The following is a 17,534-nucleotide window of genomic DNA, read 5'->3' as shown; positions in this document are numbered from 1 at the left end:
TTTCAATGGTTCGTCGAAAACAGTTTTTTATTTTACATAGCAACGCTATTTTCATTCCCTGATTCGTCCATAGTTGTAATTGATAATTTCAGTTCTTTTCTTTCTGGAACTACTGCAGCAGCAGCATCATTTTTTGTTGTTTTAGCCTTTCCATTTTCAAGTACGGCCAAATATTTGTCGATGTCAAACCAATATTTATCCCCTATGGAATGGTACTTATATCTAGGGTGTTTTGTTAAATCATATTTTTTGTCTTTGAATGGTCTTTTACCGATGATTTGCACAATGCATGTATCTCGTTCCATTGTTAGTAATTCATCTTGCGTCATTAATTCTCTGCCCAATTTAGAGTAATTTTGACCAAAACTATCGTTATTAGAACGTGTTTTTGATTCGTTATAATCATTAATTGTTTCTTTCCCTAATTCTTCACTTAACGACTTAACCGTTGACTTTTCTTTGCCACCTAAGAATATGGAAGTATCACAGTTACCTATAATCGTGTCTGAATTGTCTTTATAAATCGCTTTAAGTTGAGAGTAGGCTTGTAAGATAATAGTTGCTGAAATATTACGTGAACGGATCGTAGCAATTAATTTTTCAAAGTTCGGGATCAAACCGATATTCGCAAATTCATCTAGCATAAATCGTACATGCGTAGGCAACGATCCTTTGTATTTATCATCAGCAATCGTACAAAGCGTGTTAAACAGTTGGGAGTACATTATAGCGACAATGAAGTTAAATGTTGCGTCAGTATCAGGCACAATAACAAATAATGCTGTCTTGCGCCCTTTATCACCTAACGTTTTTAAATCAAGTTCATCTTTCGACAATAGATCACGAACAGCAGGAATATTTAAAGGTGCTAAACGTGTAGCACATGAAATTAAAATACTCTTGGCCGTTTTCCCTGCTGCTAATTTATAGGCTTTATATTGCTTTACAGCGAAATGGTCACTATCCTCTTCTTCCAGAGCTTCAAATAGATAATCCACCGGATTTTTAAATTCTTCATCATCTTCTTTTACTGTGGAATAAGAAATTAAATCCATCAACGTTGGTAAGTTTTGCTCTTCTTTAGGGAATTTTGCAATGATTAAACTTAAATAAGCTTGATACAGTAGCTTTTCAGCTTTTACCCAAAAATCTTGTTTCTCTGCGCCGTCTGATCCACTTGTATTAGCTATAATCGTTTCTACTAACTTTAATATGTCTTGTTCATTTTCCACGTATTTTAACGGATTGTAACGCATACTTTTTTTGAAATTAACCGTATTCAATATTTTAATTTTGTACTTACCTACATTTTTCAACGCCATTCCAATTTCATTGACGATTGTACCTTTCGGATCGGTGCATACAAAACTTGCGTTCATTTGTAACATGTTTGGTTTAACGAAAAAACGAGTTTTACCACTACCTGAACCACCAATTACACAAACGTTTTTATTACGTCTTACATCAAACGGAGCGTCTTTATCATCTAATAGAATTTTAGTGTTTTGTGAAAACAAAATATTATTATACTCATCTTGTTCATCGTACATATTTTTCAAATCTTTCTGTACGCTGCCCCATTGAGCTGAACCATGTTCAACACCTTTTTTGTATTTCTTTTTGTTATTTTTCTTGTCTATAAGCACTACCATTGCAAAAGCCACCACAAATAACGGCACTAATAAATCAATGCTATCAAAGGACAAAGGGAAGGCGTATAAAAGATATTTTGGCTCTGAAAATAAATAATTGAATCCATCAATCACATTTCCTGAAAACGTCACCCTAAAGTAATAAAAGAGATAGTTAAATAGAATGTACGCGATTACACTTAAAATGATATATATTTTATTTTCTTTTAGTTTTTCCACGTTATCACCACTCCTTATAAGAAAAAGGGCGAGTACATAAACTCGCCCTATTACTTTTTATGCGAATAATTTTGATAAAAGAGGTACAAGTGACACTCCAATTATAACAATGCCCGCGCCTGCCATAAATTGTTTCATACCTTGTGACTTCGCTCCGGGGTTATCATTACCGTAACCTTCTAAAAGGTTAATAACACCCCACACACCTAAGCCGGCACCGATCAAAATAACTAGCTTTTGTAATATTTTTACGCCTTCAGTGAAAAACTCCATTTCATTTCCTCTTTTCTTTATCAGTATTTGATAATTCATTTTTTATAATAAAATAGATAAATTTATCTATGTTGTAATACTTAGTAAGTTTTATAATCCCTTTGAACATAAACACTGTACCTATTACCAGTAAGATTATTTGAATAGCATCAAGGACTATTAACATAGCAGCTTACCGCCTTTTAAATAGTATCTAGTAGAGCTCTTTTTTTTCTTTTTTTGAATAAATAAATGCCTACTCCACCAAAAATAACTAAAGCCACTGTAACTAAGCTGTATATGATAATATTTTTCATTTTGGCATCATTTTTTTCTTCTAGTTCTTTTTGGTAATCATATGGATCATTTGCAGCTGCATTAACATTACTTTTGGTATCAGGATAAACTTCTGTGATTTGTGTAGAGTTCACCTTCACTTCACGTGTTTTAAATCCCAGTAAGAAAGAATCTTCATGAATATATTCTTTCGTATTTAATGTAATCGTTGTATCCTGCCTAACTGCGTATTCGTCATGGAATCGGTCATTTTCGTCATACGTTTTAATTGTTTTACCGTAAGGCAATGTAAGACTAAATAGGAATCTTTCGTTTTCATCAAAGAATTTCACCATATATTGTTCACCTATGTTTTTATTCGCAAAAACATATTTTGTTTCTTTAAACGTATTGCTTTGTGGCTCTACTCCTGAGTCATTAATTTGATTTTTATTTACATCTGCAACAATAGGGTTATTTGCTCCACTATCACTTTTAGATAGAGACTGACTAGGTTTTTGTGCAACGCTGCTATTGTTGTTATTGGATGGCAACTTATCTTTCAGAATCCTTTCGATTTGATCTGAAACATCTTTGTCTGTGATTGGCTTAGTTTGTGCATCTTTAATAACTTTTTCGGCCTTTTCCCATTTGGCATAGAGCGTCTGCGACTCAGTGAAAAAATTGTCAGTAACCTTGTTTTTAAATTCTTCATCTGTGTACCAACCCATAAACACTGAATCATTCTTGTTGAGGACTGGTAACTTAAACTGTTTACCGACTTGAGTTTTGATATCCTTAAATTTTTGATGTGAATTCGTCACGAATTTAAGAGTGATCTCTTCCGTTCGATCATCAATACCGTTGTCGTTAAAATCAGGATAAAATTTAGCGTAGTATTCACCTTTAGAATCCATAATCTTCATATCATCAATCTCTTTTAGTTTTTCCTCATTTCCTGTAATAGCTGTAAACCAACCTGTAAACTTATAGTGACTTTTTGGAATTACTTCGGGTAGAACATCCTTTAAATTTGTACCTTTATTAACACTCTTAACAATTTCTTTTGTCTGTGCATTATTTTCTAATAGTCCACCTCCTTCTGTTGTAGAAAATTTCACTGACAATTCTTTTGCATCTATCAACATCGGATCAATTGTAATTTTGTCTTTTTGTTTTACAATACCCCAGTAACTCAACATTTTGCCTTTCGGGATTTTTGGTGCAGCAAGTTCCATTTCTTTATCGCCTGTCAACACTTCACTTTCAAGTACTTCGCCATTTGTGTTCAGCACTTGAATAATGTTTTTTTGAGGTACTTGTTCATGAAACAAAACTTTATTTTCATACTTTATTTTTAAATAATTTAGAGTAATATTTTCCTTCACTTCGGATTCTACGTTATTTGCTGCTAATGCAACAAAATTCGTTGAACCACATGTTAGAGAAAAAGCAAGCGCACTACTCAATAAAATCGGCTTTGTTTTTTTCCACATTCTGTTACTCCCTTCGATTTAATTCTTTTTGCGCTCCTTTTAGCCAATTAACACTAAATTGAATGTTTTCAAGATATGAAAATCCCTCTTCACTCTTTGTTTCAAATTCACTCTTCGTATCAATTTGTGGCTTATCATCAATTTGCAACTTATCAGAAGTTGGGTTTAAGTAGTTATGAACTTCTTTCTCAACCCCCTCAAAGGGTAGCGCTTTTAAGCTTAATTCTGTTTCTTCTTCTAATTTGGAAATGATAAATGTATCATTGTAATATTCTTGATCCGTAATATCCTTTTCATTGTGATTCAAAACCAGTAATAGCAAGTTGAGAAAGAAAATATTAGTACGTTGCTTTTCAATCAAAATATTTTCATTATCCTCTATTTTCGTAAGAGGGTTTAACTTTGCAACACTTGATTTATCAACATCTTTATTTAAAGCCTGCTCAACTTGCTCCAATAAAGCTTCTTGTTTCATAGGAAGATGAAACATGTGTTTTTTGATGTAAGCTTTGATAAGCATTACTTATCGTCCTTGTTGTCCTTGTCATCTTCATATAACACGTCATCTTCTTCATAATCTTCATTCATTTCATCTTCATCTACTGTATTGCCTTGTTCTTTTTTCTTTTTCATACGGAAGTAATAAACTACTACAATAATTACAGCAACAAGTAATACCATTAATAAGAATGAACTATTCCCACTTTCTTTTGGCTGTTCCTCTTTTTCAGATTCTATCGGTGGTGCTACTGGTGCAGTTTGAACATTTTCTATTGGCTCTACTGTCCCTTCCAGTTGAGACTTGTTAACATCGGATAAGAAATAAACGTTGTTTTCTGTTTTATCGAGATCAACAATTAAGTAAAACACTTTTTGTTCGTTGTCTGTAATCGTATAAAACGCTTTAGAACCACTTGTACTAAAATCAGTTACAGTACCTGTACCTTCTACTTTTTTACCAGTAACACTAGCAGGTGTTTCAATTTCTACTCCTTGTGTTTCGGTATCTATGGTAGTATTTGGCCCAGACGGTGGTTCTGCAATATCTCCGTTATTTCCAACATTTTCTGTAGTTGGTTCTTTGCCTTTTTTATCTTCTGCATACGTGAGATTAGGTAAACTAATGTATAACAACGAACATAACAACACGGTGGTAAGAAATACTCGTTTAAAAGTCATTCCCATTATTTTGCACTCCTCCTTGATTGCCATTTGATTGACTTTTTTCTAATTCATTATCAATCGCTCGCAATGCTTTATCAGGACTAAATCCTGTTTCATGCATACGTTTTAGCACTTCGTCATATTTAAGGTGTTTCAAGGTCTCTTCGTCTTTTTTTAACCTATTTTTCTCTTCCTTTAAGGAAGAATGTAATTTCTCAATACGCTCTTTTCTTTTTCCTATGCGCTCCTCTAATTTTTTTAAACGATCTCCCAAACGAAAACACTCCTTCATTAATTGCCCTTATTTAGTAACAACTCGTCTAATCCCTGCAAAATGTGATTGCCAATATCTATCTTTCCAATTGTGATAACCTATACCACTGCCGTTACTGTCATACATAGTGTTTGCATCTATGTAAAACCCAACATGCGAAATATGGTTCGCCCCACCGTAAGTTCCTCTAAAGAATATCAAGTCGCCCGGTTGAGCTTCGCTCTCAGAAATTGGTACAGTCATGTTATATTGTGTTTCAGCATATGAAGGTAAATTTATTCCAATTTGTTTTAACCCCCATGATGTAAGGCCACTACAATCAAAACCTACACTCGGATTTTTACCACCCCATACATATGGCCAACCCTTATATTTTTCAATTTCTTTTAAAACAATTGCGAAGTCTCCTGTAATATTTGCTGCACCGCCGTAACCACCATTACAACCTCCGTATTGACCAACTAATTCGCCATACAGAAAATTACCACCATTTACATATCTATAAGGTTTACCTAAGCTTACTGAAATATCGTTAATATATGGTACAGTAGCACCAGTATGGTTTCCTAGAGATGGAGCAACTACTTCCCTCGAATAAGCCTCAGCTACTTCAAGGGTATATGAGCCCCCTTGTCTACCAACATATCCGGCAAAAGCTGAACCGAAATTATAGGCTTGTGCTAATAACTTCGTGTTACTTTCATATCCAGAACCAAAACCTTGTAAGATGTTCACAATATTTTTTAGATGTTTTACACCTTGCCTTATTGAAAGTTCTTCTGTAGGCCAATAGTTCACTGGATAGCCCGCTGATTCTGACGATTGCATAATATCTCTTGTGCCTGTACCGCCTGATTCAACCTGAATAATTGATGCTAATAAATCTACATAGGCTTCCATACCTTGCGCTTGTGCTTCTTTCTCTACTAATGAACACCATTTTCTTACCTCTGGCGAGATTGAATCACTACCCATTTGCACTTCATCATGGGCCTTCTTTGAACCTATACCTGCAAATAAACCTGCTATTATTAGACAAAGAACCGCAACAATTAAAAAAGGTAAAATAGTGAGCAAACCACCACCTGCTGCAGCAGCAATTTTTGCACCTATGAATCTCTTAATATCACTCAGCTTGAATTTGCCAATATTTTTAAACATTTGGCTTATGCGATTTGAAAAACTTGACATAGCACCTTTAAACGCATTTACTTTATTTCGTTGTGGCGCATAATATAGCTTTTTCTTGATAGCTCTTTTCTTTAAAGCAGTTTTAGACTGTACCTGCAATTTTTTATTTTTATTTAAATTCGATTTCAATAACTTAGTAGATTGTTTATTTAACCTGCCTGATTTTGCACTAACTTTACTTTTACCTATAAGTAATTTTTTTCTTACCTTTGCTACTGCAGCAGCACCTTGACTAACTAGCTTAACGCCATCGTCGCCTTTTTCTAGCTCTTCTTGATACTTCAAAGTACCTTTTTTAAATGTTACGGCCGGTATCTTTGTTATTTTTTTCAAACTACTTACTTTTGTCTTTTCTTTCGACAAAGGATTTATTCTTGCTTTTTTAAAGTTTTTGTTATTTAAAACTTTTCGTTTTAACTTTAACTTTCTTGGTTTTGCTGAAACTGTATTTTTACTTGGCTGCATCACAAACGTTTTTACTGATACGTTTCCTTTTTTCTGCCGTAACTTTCTATACAATTTCGCTGTTACTTTTATTGTTTTTGCTGTTCCGGTTATTCCCTTACTAGCAACCTTAACGCCTTGGTCGTCTTTTTCTAGTTCTTTTTGGTATTTAGTAACAAGCTTTTTAGTACTATTAGTACCTGACTTAAAAGCAGATTGTGTAACTTTTTTTAGCTTGCCTTTACCATTACTTGATTTTTGATTATTTGCCGATCCATTAAGTACATTGGATGTCTGATTCAATTGTTGCTGGCCACTTGTATTTAAAGTTTTATCAATCTTACTCGCGGTGCTTTTTTGCTGTTGGAAATTCCCCCCACCCTGATTAGAGTGTTGCTTTTTTAACTTACTACCATTGCTACTTGAATTTTGATTATTTGCCGATCCATTAAGTACATTGGATGTCTGATTCAATTGTTGCTGGCCACTTGTATTTAAAGTTTTATCAATCTTACTCGCGGTGCTTTCTTGTTGTCGAAATTCTTCCTTCGACTGATTGGAATATTGCTTTTTTAACTTACTATCATTGCTACTTGAATATTGATTATTTGCCGACCCATTAAGTACGTTAGATGTTTGATTTAATTGTTGCTGTCCACTTGTATCTAAAGTTTTTTCAATCTTACCCGCGGTACTTTCTTGTTGTCGAAATTCTTCCTTCGGCTGATTGGAATATTGCTTTTTTAACTTACTATCATTGCTACTTGAATATTGATTATTTGCCGACCCATTAAGTACGTTAGATGTTTGATTTAATTGTTGCTGTCCACTTGTATCTAAAGTTTTTTCAATCTTACCCGCGGTACTTTCTTGTTGTCGAAATTCTTCCTTCGGTTGATCGGAATATTGCTTTTTTAACTTACTATCATTGCTACTTAAATTTTGATTATCATTTACTGGACGATCAAGCACAGCAGTTACTTGATTTAATTGTTGCTGTCCACCTGTATTTAAAGTTTTTTCAACCTTACTCACGGTACTTTCTTGTTGTCGAAATTCTTTTTTCGGCTGATTGGAGTATTGCTGTTTCAACTTACTATCAGAGCTCTCTTGTTGTTGACTGTTAGATTGATTAGTTGGCTTATCTTTTTTCACTTTTTACATAGCAGCTCCTCTCAATCGTCTAATTTCTTCAGGTTTCGTAGTCATCACTGGATATAGCGAGTTGTCTTTAGGGAATTGATCCTTAAAGGGTAAAATCACTCCCGAATATACAAGTAGACCTTCACCCTCACCTGAGTTAGTAATATAGTTTGCTTGATAATCACTAATTTCAAATTTCATTTGTAAAATCGCTCGGTCACTACTTGCCTGATTTAACAAGTAAACAAAATCTGTATTATCAATGATTGTTTCAATTTTTGGACTTGATAATAAATCTTTAACGTTTTGCGTAATGCCTGTTGGGATACCGCCCCACTTCCTAAATCGCTTCCAGAACTCAACACTATAATTTGATGTCTGTTCTTCTGCTAACAATTTGTGGAATTCGTCCATGTAATACCATGTTTTTTTAGAACGATTACGGTTAGCAGTTACCTTGTTCCAAACATGATCTTGCAATACTAACATGCCTAACTCTCGTAAATTCGAGCCTAACTCTTGAATATTAAAACAGATTAGGCGATTATTGGTATTTATAGTTGTGCGGTTGTTAAACACATTTAAAGAACCTGAAACGTATAATTCTAATGCGTCTGCTAATTCCTGCCCTTCTGCTCGATTTGTTTCGATAAAGGCATTATATAAATCTTCAAGTATCGGAATATTTTCGGGTTTTGGATTTTCAAGATAAGGACGATAAATAAGGCGTGTGCATTTATCGACGATTGTCTTTTCTTTTGCAGTTAAACCCTTTTTCCCCCCGGCAATCAATTCCATTAAGTTAATGACAAAATCACTCTTAAAAGAAATAGGGTTTTCACCCTCACCGTATTCTAGGGATATATCTAAAGGATTAATAAAGTCTTTAGAATTGAGAGAAAGTTTGATTTCTTCGCCTCCCATGCGATTAACAAACGGATAATATTCTCCCTCTGGATCACAGATCAAAATATCATCGGTAGTTCGTAAATACGTATCAATCATTTCTCGTTTTGCTGCGAAAGATTTTCCCGAACCCGGTGTACCTAAGAATAATCCATTAGGGTTTTTGAGCGCCTTACGGCTCACTTGAATCATATTATTACTCAAAGCATTCAAACCGTAATACACAGGTTCTTTTTCTTCTTGATACAACTCTTGGGTTGTAAACGGAACAAAGATAGCCGTTGATGAAGTTGTTAATCCTCGCTCTAAATTAGTTTCATTTAAGTTTTCACCTAAAGGCAATGCACTAATTAACCCTTTTTCTTGTTGAAACTTCATTTTAACTAATGAACAATTTTGTTTTTGAGCAACAGACTGCAATCGAAATACCGCATTGTCTAACTCTTTCCGACTATTTTCAAATACTGTGATCGTAAAAGTAAGATAGAAATATTTTTCATTCTCACGCTGCAAATCTGAAAGTGTTTTTTTAGCTTCTTCAACATGCATGTTAAGGTCAGTAGGTAAAATATCCATATCATAACCTGCACGTAACGCTTTTTTCTGTTCCTCAATTTTTATACTATCAAGATCAGATGCTTTTGTTTTAACCATACGTACAGCTTGTTGCTGTCCTAAAGTTCTTATGTGCATACTTACAAGCATTTCAAGGTCGAGATCAAGGAAATCGGCTAAAACTCGGTCAGATAATTCGGTTGCTTCTATTCTTAGATGTAAAGTTGTTCCGTATTTTTTATTCACCTTAAACTCGTCATTAAAGTTACCGAATTTAATATCTTTAGGTGCTATTAAGTCTTTTGTTGTTCCACTGTTTAACTGTTCAGCAGTTAAATTTTCTAGCTCTAAATAATGGACGCTATTACCATTCAATAAATAGTTGATGATAGATAGACGCTCTATACCATTTAATTCTTCAATGGCTGCACCCATAGTTTTAAAATTGTCTCTGATATTGCTTTCAATACTTTCCAAACGTCTTACAGCACTTTCATATGACCTTTCTTTAATAGAAAAGACTAAGTATTTATTTCTTACAATACCGTTGCTGCCTTTCTGCTTCTGTTCTTCCAAAAAGGAAAAATACTCTTCTTGCAATCGTTCAAAATCTTCAATATCACTATTATGTTTACTGTACTCTAACACTTCTTGTACCTTATCTTCTCTATCCATACGATAATTGATGAAACAAAATTGAATATTAATGGAATTATCAAATGAATTTAACAACGTACTGTGTTGCGCGAAAATCCTTTGTTTCATTTCGTCTTGAGAAAGTTGATAGGATATATCAGAAAATCGGATCATCTTGTTGTAAATCTGCCCACTAACATTACATACTCCATTAGGATACATTTTGTTATAATTTAACGTTTCTTGTGTCGATTTTTCTTTTGGTCTTTTGGAATCAACTAGCTTCTGAAGTGTTTGAAATAGGTTTAGCTTTTCTAACTTTGTTTTTGCCATTTAACACATTCCTTTCCTCCGCTAGTTTTTTATTTCTTTTTGATACTTTAAAGTATCTGTTTTGCGGATTAAGATACTTATATTCTAAATAAAGCTTCACCCACGTTTCCCCAGGAATACCATCCTTAGTAAAAATAGTGGCAAATATTACCGGTAAAGCTGTAAAAAAAAGGCCGTACATCGCAGCATCCAAACTGAATTTTTTTAATAGAAAGAAAACTGGAAGTGCAAGAACTATAGCAATCGAAAATCCAATTAATTGTCTTTTAGTTAAACCAAGAAACAATTTTGATTTTATGCTCTTCAATTCTTTAGGAATAGATACAACAAAGTTGTTATTCATTTCTATCTAACCCCTTTTTCAATTGGTTAGGCATATCTTTTAAAAAACTTAATTCATCTAAAAAAAATGCATTTTTTACTGTTTTTCTATTAGGGAAGATCATTTTTAACAAGATGAAAGTAAAAATAATGGCCCAAAGTGCGATTACCACAATATTAGATAACCCTAATAAACCAATTCTTTTAAGTTCGTTTGAGATAACCCCGGTTGTTGCATATATCTGCAAGTCATTTGTACTCGATAAAATTAAACTCAATTCAATTACTGTTATCACTACAGCAATAAGAGAAATAACTCCAAAAATCATCAATAACTTTTTATTATGAGTAATCCACTTTTGCAAACCCTTTTTCAATTTAAACTACCCCCATTACTGACTTAGCAAGTGAGTGTGTACGAGTTAGTGATACTACCAAAATTGCCATTGAAACAACCATCAACATTAAACCAAATAAACCGCTACCATCCTCTATAAGAGTAGATGTTTTCTCGATTAAGTGTTTATATATGATTAAACAAATTAACATGAAATAACCTTGCAACATTAAAGCTACTAAGTTCTTAACATATGTTTGACCAATTGAACCAATCCAATCTTTATTCATAAATGTTGCAAATGGTAGTGGCGCAACTGAAATATAAAGCATAATCGTAATAATCCTGCTCCAAGCAACTAAATAAATAATACCCGTCATAACAAAAACGATGATAAGAGAAATTATTGCCATTACCCACATTGATAAAGCATAACCAACATCATTTTCAGGAATACTATTAACAATAACATCTGTGACACTTGGCGGTATCATTATTTCCTTATTAGGTACTTGATCAGTTATCCATTTACCTAAATCAAATACCGCTAATGTAATATCAAAGCAGTTACTTAATAACATAATCATGACACCTGTTTTTATAATTAAAAAACCCAATTGCCCGGTTTCAAAATTACCACTTTTATTTTGTTCAACAACTAATTGATACAACTCATAGCAAAAAATATAAGTTAGTATCAACCCTGCTACAGGCAAGATAGCCGATTCAGAAACGGTTCGTAGACTATCGACAAGGGGTTGTGAAAACTCTGTTGGTGTTTCTGAAACCTGTGTTTGAACAGTCTTAACACTACTTTTGAATATTTCGCTTATTAAATCCAACGTCCCTTTTGTACTATCCTTGAATATACCAAAGAGGAATGCCGTGATTTTTTCAATCATGCTTTCTATCCAAGAATCCATAACTTCACCTCTTATTAATTCAAATCAATGTAAACATATTCACTTAAATTATCTAACTTTTGTATAATTTTAAGCTGCAAATTTTTATCATTAGCAAATTCATTTGGTACTGCAAATAATATGTTTCCTGTTTCATCGGAAGTCGAACTAACACTGTACCTATTTGTCATATACTCTTGTTGTTTCATCAAAAATTCATTTTCATTAGCTAAATTATCATCTCCTATTACTAGCCCTGTTCCAGCATTAAATATATAGCTTTCATAAAGCTTTCCTTGAACATCTCCCTGCAGTTCTTGTTTCATAGTAATAACCAATAATTTAAAATCTTTTTGTAAATCAAAATTTTGTCTACGCACAGCATTGTCATAGCGATCTAAAAACTTAAGTTCTGTTGATTCATCAAAATCTTTTAACTCAACATTTGTAATACTGCGAACAAATATTTGATCTTTATATTTATGGTTACTGTTTTTGAAAATAACTACAGGTAAATCTACAGCTTCATGTTTTTTTACAGCTTCTTCTACTGGAGATTTAATTTCACTATCATGATTTGTTTTATCTTCTTCACTACAAGCAGATAAAACAGAAACTGACAAAAATAAAACTAAAAAACCTTTTGTTAATTTCAATTTTTATACCCTCTTTCTTTTTTTAAAATTAGATTTTTTTTTCAAGATTCAGAAGTATAAATTTCAATTAACCTCGCCTAAATCAATTCCAAAATTTTCCTGAACTTGATCATAAAAAGAGAACTCCTTTTCGTATTTTCAATCTCATTTTACAGACCTCAATGTGAAAATAAAATACCCCAATTTACACATATAGTATTAAATGGGAAATATATATTTTTTATACTTTTTTAAGAATCCTAAAAAAGTAACACTTTATAAATATTGGGTGTCCCTATATTTATAAGTTTTTTGTAACAGTCTATAAAACTCATTAGAAAAGAACTTAAAAAAAGTAAAAAAAAACCAAAAGGACAGGGATATTTCTTGGCGAAAAAACAATGTGGAAATATTTTAACGTTGTTTTTCCATGAGAATATACAAGGATGAGAAAATCATCAAATATAAAATACATAGCTATACTTAATTTCATATACTGTAATCTAAAGTATTTTGAACTGGATCAATGTTAAATATTAAATTTATAACTTTTTCATTCTGAGATTCTCTGAAAAAAGAAATACGAACAAAACATGTACCACCTCCCTAAACAAACAAGAACATTTGTTCTCATTTATTATAAAGATAAATATCAAAAAATAAAATCAATCTTTAGTATTATTTTTACTAATATTTCAAAATCCAGGTTAATAGAAAATCAGCAATCAAATGTTTGATCGCTGATTCAAGAAATACCATTTAATTACATATTGCCTAAGTGAAATACGGATACACAAAACTTCAGATATACAATACAGATAAAATAAAGGGACAATAGTAACGAAGCTAAGCATCTGTAATACCGAACCAACTGGATACTTCTAACGTAGATTTATTACTTTTTTGAAAAAAATCGAGCAAATACGTATCTGTATACAATACTTCTTCTAATGCTGTATCTATTATTACCACAATGGATAAGTAATTGTGATATTCATAGTACATGTACCAATTATCTGTATTACACATCGTTCTTCGCCAAACTTCTCTCTTATATTCTTTTCTATACTTCGCATTGCGATACTATCATAGGCTGAACTATTCCTTTTCACTCTATTTATATTCTTTTCAATACAAGGGTTTGTCCTTTGTCATTACTGCCGAATTCTGTTGTTATGTAAACTCATGGTGTATGGATTTGTATAAAGAATTTAAGGCAAATTAGAAGCAACTTGCGGTACTGGATCGTATTCTGTACATAATGCGAAGGTTGGTTCAGATAAATTTGCATTGAAATGTGACGTGTCAATTTGCACTGTTACAAGCGCTGTGAGGGCTTTAAAGCAAACAGGTGAATTCATCATAGCAAGAGAACCAGAGGAAATACATTATCCTCGATAAGAAGCACATTAATTTCCGCAAGTATAAGAGAAGTATTTTATTATTAATTTCTCTCTACTTTAATTAAAACAACAATAAAGTTTTTTGTTGTACTTCTTCGATTTTATTACTACCATCTTCTTCACGATACGGATTCACATAGAAAAAACAATCATTTATATCTGATGATTCATCCATAAATAAATTTCCATTATTCACTTGTTTCTTTAATACCAATAAGACATCACTATAAATATAAAATCTACCCATTATACCTATCGACATCCGATTATCAAAACCAAAATCATTGACCATATTATGACTAATCGCCACTGCACTATGTTCACCGTGTAATACAAGTGAATAAACTATATCATCAAATGTCGCACCATAGCCAAGCTGTATTTTCGTTAATTCTACTCGTTCTGCATTCTTTTCTTTCCATTCTTGCGCTAATTTTTCCTCTCGCTCTATTTCCTTTTGTCGTCTTTTAAATTCTCCTTCAGATTGAACCTTTCTCTCTACTTCCAACATGTCTTCAATTCTTTTCTTTTCCCTTAGTAATTCATTAATCCGTCTTTTTTCTTCCTGGCGTCTTTCAAGTACAGCTTCACTCTGCATTTTTAGTTGCTCTTTCTTTAAATCTTCTATTTGTTTTTCAAAATATTTATTTAACCTAGTTATTTGCCTATCCAATAACGGAACATTTACTTCAATATGCTTTCTAATGCTCTCTGAAATTACTTCTTTATCATGGATTCTTTCATAATATTCATGATAGTACTCATTATTCTTTACTTTCCACAAAAGTTCATCTAATTCATAATCAATTCTATCTAATTCATTTATAACTCCATCTATATCTTTCACTTCTATATTTAAAAATACACTTAAATGATCCTTACCATATTGAATCTTTTTACGAGTTTTCTGATGTTCAACAGTGAACATATATCTTAAACGTCGATTACAAGCACATCGCCCACCTAGATTACCTGGACCAAAATCATCATAATCAGATATCAGCCAGTCTACTACATTCAACTCATCTTCTTGAAGAGTTATGTCTACAGATTTGAGTGCTGTGATTTTTTCATCCCTCATAACATTTTCAAATACTGTCCTTCTGCCACGTTTTACTTCGTTCTTTAAAAAATTACGTTGTTCTTCAGTAAGGAATAAAAGTAATTGTTCTCGTTCATCTACAGAAAATTGTTCATACATAAGCATTCCTCTACTCTCATTAAATATTTTGAAAACAACCAAGATAGTAATTAAATTATAATAAAGCCTTTCATAAAATTGAACAGCATAGAATAGAAAACTACAGAAAAACAATAACCTACCAAATAATAACTAGTTCCTCGTTTTTAGTATTTTTCTATTTAAATAATGAATATACTGATATACACATATATCAGTATATCTTATGTGTTTTACATGTATTAAAGTGTTTAGTTTGCTACATTTGTTTTATGAATCTACTATGCTACTTTTACTTTTTAAAATAAGACTACAGCCACAGCTTATTCTTACGTAAAAACATAGTTATTCCCAAACTATGACCACAAGAACTAAACGCAAGATCGAAAACGTAAATAGAAATATGTAAAGGCAGATTGGAGTATTAAATTAACCTGAGTTACCAAGGGGATTTTCAACAAGTATTTGTTTACTATTGTTAAAGATTAGTTGTTTTAAATAGCGAAATAGTTGAGTGTAGCCAGCTACCTCTTCTAATTCCTCCGTCCATTCTTTTACTACTTGAAGAAGCTGTTTTCGATAGCTCGCCTTCGCTGTCTGAATTAAATCCATGGCATGTTGAATAAACAGTTGGACGGTTGTCCAGCCTGTCTTTGCATAACGTCCCTTACCTGTTACAGTTTTAACAATTTTTGTCGATACCTTTAGCAACTGGTTCAATGTGCTTTGTGGAATACCCACTGCTTTACAAATTTCATTTTGAGAACGCCAAATAAACGGTTCAGAAGGGTTATTTTCTGCCGTAATATAGTTGATTAGATCTTCTTCCCACTCATTGTAATGGCTACGTGTACGATCTTGTCGTTCCTTCTTAAACTTGTACCATACTTGTTTAGCTGTATAAACGGGAATAGATCGGCCATTATGTACATGTATTTCTAGTAAAGCCTCGACATATTCTTTGCTTGCGCCTTTATATTTACCAGAGTAAGCTGAATTTAGAATGCCTTGTAGTGCTGGTCCTTGTAATGGGTTACGAAGACGAGAATTGTACTCATCAATAAAATCGAATGTTCGAGCTTTATCCCAACCTTCACTAAAGCAAACAAGTGCAAGCGTAAAAATCGCATTATTGCGCCCTATTTGTCCCTTCTTTCCCTTTACATCAACTGCCTGTATTAATGCTTGGAACCATTCTGAATCTATCATAGAAGCTTTTGAGAGTTTTGTAGGCACTACAAATAAAGGTCGATCTATATCATCATCCTGCCTCATCGACCAATTAATAAATTCTGCCATACTATATGTATTTTGAAGCTGTGCAAAAACGATATTTGTAGCTTTCGGTAAACGGAAAAAACCAAAGTTATTACAAAATATATCTGCATCTACATCTTTTAAACTACGTTTAAGGTTATCAGCAATACGTTTTGCCACAGCTAGACCTTTAAAATCGTTTTTGTTTGAAATAAATAATGGTTGCTCTAGTACAAAATATACTTGATAGCCTCGCTCTGAAGCTATGATGAGTGTTGGAAGACCAATAGAATGATCCATACATGCTAGCAAAATATCCTGTACAGAGTGCTTTAGAGTATCAATATCGACCACAAATGTATTAATTTGCAGGAGATTGCGCTCCTCAAACCCTCGAATCATACGACGGTTTTCATCTGCATAGCCATACTTACGATAAACATTCGGTGTAAAATGCGTTAATCCTGATGCATCTTCTAGTAGCGTTTCTTTCGATGTTACGATATAGCCTTTGACACCTTTCGTTTGGAAATCAGCTTTTGAACGAACAACAAAGACAGCTCCCTTCTTTGAACGAGCATCTACTTTTGCACCCTTTACCTGAAGTGGAAGTGCTGCATTTGAATGTTTTTTCTTATAGGTTGTCAGTCCTTGATGTACTATTACGTCATATACTTTTTGTAAATCTACATTTACTGATTCATATTTTACGGAAACTGCTTGTGTCATGTGGTTCACCTCTTACCCTAAAAACATTCTTTTTCACTAAGGACAATTATAGTAAATGAACCTCTTGCAAAATGGACCTCTCTAAGCGTTTTTGAACCACTTTTTCAAACCACTTTTTTTCTTAGAGCCACAAGGGATTGCGAGATTTTGAAAAAAAAAGTTTTTATGACGAGTTCCCGAAGAAATGAACCACATTATCGAATATGAACCACCATTTAAAATGAACAAT

15 protein-coding genes are annotated in these 17,534 nt (G+C 32.9%); all 15 read right to left on the bottom strand.

Annotated features, from left to right (window positions below; all coding sequences use genetic code 11):
* Positions 1-32 precede the first annotated feature (32 nt).
* Positions 33-1,871 carry a VirD4-like conjugal transfer protein, CD1115 family gene (locus ACYQ73_RS27015; RefSeq protein WP_460015279.1) on the bottom strand — a complete coding sequence of 613 codons (1,839 nt, stop codon included), beginning with the start codon at positions 1,869-1,871 and terminating at the stop codon, positions 33-35.
* A 57-nt stretch (positions 1,872-1,928) separates the two neighbouring features.
* The gene (locus ACYQ73_RS27010) at positions 1,929-2,144 is read right to left on the bottom strand and encodes a Maff2 family mobile element protein (RefSeq protein WP_460015278.1); all 216 of its coding nucleotides are present in this window, start codon (positions 2,142-2,144) and stop codon (positions 1,929-1,931) included.
* A gap of 182 nt (positions 2,145-2,326) precedes the next feature.
* Positions 2,327-3,895, bottom strand: a complete 1,569-nt coding sequence (locus ACYQ73_RS27005) for an InlB B-repeat-containing protein (protein WP_460015277.1) — start codon at positions 3,893-3,895, stop codon at positions 2,327-2,329.
* A gap of 4 nt (positions 3,896-3,899) precedes the next feature.
* A complete protein-coding gene (locus tag ACYQ73_RS27000) occupies positions 3,900-4,415 on the bottom strand; it encodes a hypothetical protein (protein ID WP_460015276.1) in 516 nt (171 codons plus the stop codon).
* Positions 4,415-5,080 carry a CD1107 family mobile element protein gene (locus tag ACYQ73_RS26995; protein ID WP_460015275.1) on the bottom strand — a complete coding sequence of 222 codons (666 nt, stop codon included), beginning with the start codon at positions 5,078-5,080 and terminating at the stop codon, positions 4,415-4,417. Before ACYQ73_RS26995 ends, ACYQ73_RS27000 begins: the two co-directional genes overlap by 1 nt.
* Entirely contained in the window at positions 5,064-5,333 is a 270-nt protein-coding gene (locus tag ACYQ73_RS26990; protein WP_460015274.1) for a hypothetical protein, read from the bottom strand. The genes ACYQ73_RS26995 and ACYQ73_RS26990 overlap by 17 nt, the downstream gene beginning before the upstream one ends.
* 27 nt (positions 5,334-5,360) lie before the next feature.
* Positions 5,361-8,123: a bifunctional lytic transglycosylase/C40 family peptidase gene (locus tag ACYQ73_RS26985; RefSeq protein WP_460015273.1), complete on the bottom strand. Its 2,763-nt coding sequence runs from the start codon at positions 8,121-8,123 to the stop codon at positions 5,361-5,363.
* 3 nt (positions 8,124-8,126) lie between these two features.
* On the bottom strand, positions 8,127-10,541 hold the full coding sequence (locus tag ACYQ73_RS26980) for a VirB4-like conjugal transfer ATPase, CD1110 family (protein ID WP_460015272.1): 2,415 nt from the start codon (positions 10,539-10,541) through the stop codon (positions 8,127-8,129).
* Positions 10,483-10,884 carry a PrgI family protein gene (locus tag ACYQ73_RS26975; protein ID WP_460015271.1) on the bottom strand — a complete coding sequence of 134 codons (402 nt, stop codon included), beginning with the start codon at positions 10,882-10,884 and terminating at the stop codon, positions 10,483-10,485. Before ACYQ73_RS26975 ends, ACYQ73_RS26980 begins: the two co-directional genes overlap by 59 nt.
* Positions 10,877-11,239, bottom strand: coding sequence for a hypothetical protein (locus ACYQ73_RS26970; protein WP_460015270.1), 363 nt, complete (start codon positions 11,237-11,239; stop codon positions 10,877-10,879). Before ACYQ73_RS26970 ends, ACYQ73_RS26975 begins: the two co-directional genes overlap by 8 nt.
* 1 nt (position 11,240) lies before the next feature.
* On the bottom strand, positions 11,241-12,122 hold the full coding sequence (locus ACYQ73_RS26965; RefSeq protein ID WP_460015269.1) for a VirB6/TrbL-like conjugal transfer protein, CD1112 family: 882 nt from the start codon (positions 12,120-12,122) through the stop codon (positions 11,241-11,243).
* A gap of 14 nt (positions 12,123-12,136) precedes the next feature.
* Positions 12,137-12,757, bottom strand: a complete 621-nt coding sequence (locus ACYQ73_RS26960) for a hypothetical protein (protein WP_460015268.1) — start codon at positions 12,755-12,757, stop codon at positions 12,137-12,139.
* A gap of 825 nt (positions 12,758-13,582) precedes the next feature.
* On the bottom strand, positions 13,583-13,741 hold the full coding sequence (locus tag ACYQ73_RS26955; RefSeq protein ID WP_460015267.1) for a hypothetical protein: 159 nt from the start codon (positions 13,739-13,741) through the stop codon (positions 13,583-13,585).
* Between the two features lie 459 nt (positions 13,742-14,200).
* On the bottom strand, positions 14,201-15,340 hold the full coding sequence (locus tag ACYQ73_RS26950) for a hypothetical protein (protein ID WP_460015266.1): 1,140 nt from the start codon (positions 15,338-15,340) through the stop codon (positions 14,201-14,203).
* Positions 15,341-15,748: 408 nt separating this feature from the next.
* Complete coding sequence (locus ACYQ73_RS26945) at positions 15,749-17,305, bottom strand: primase C-terminal domain-containing protein (protein WP_460015265.1); 1,557 nt, start codon at positions 17,303-17,305, stop codon at positions 15,749-15,751.
* Positions 17,306-17,534: the final 229 nt, after the last annotated feature.

It is taken from the genome of Lysinibacillus sp. CTST325, assembly GCF_054665055.1.
This window is presented reverse-complemented; position numbering and strand designations above follow the sequence as displayed.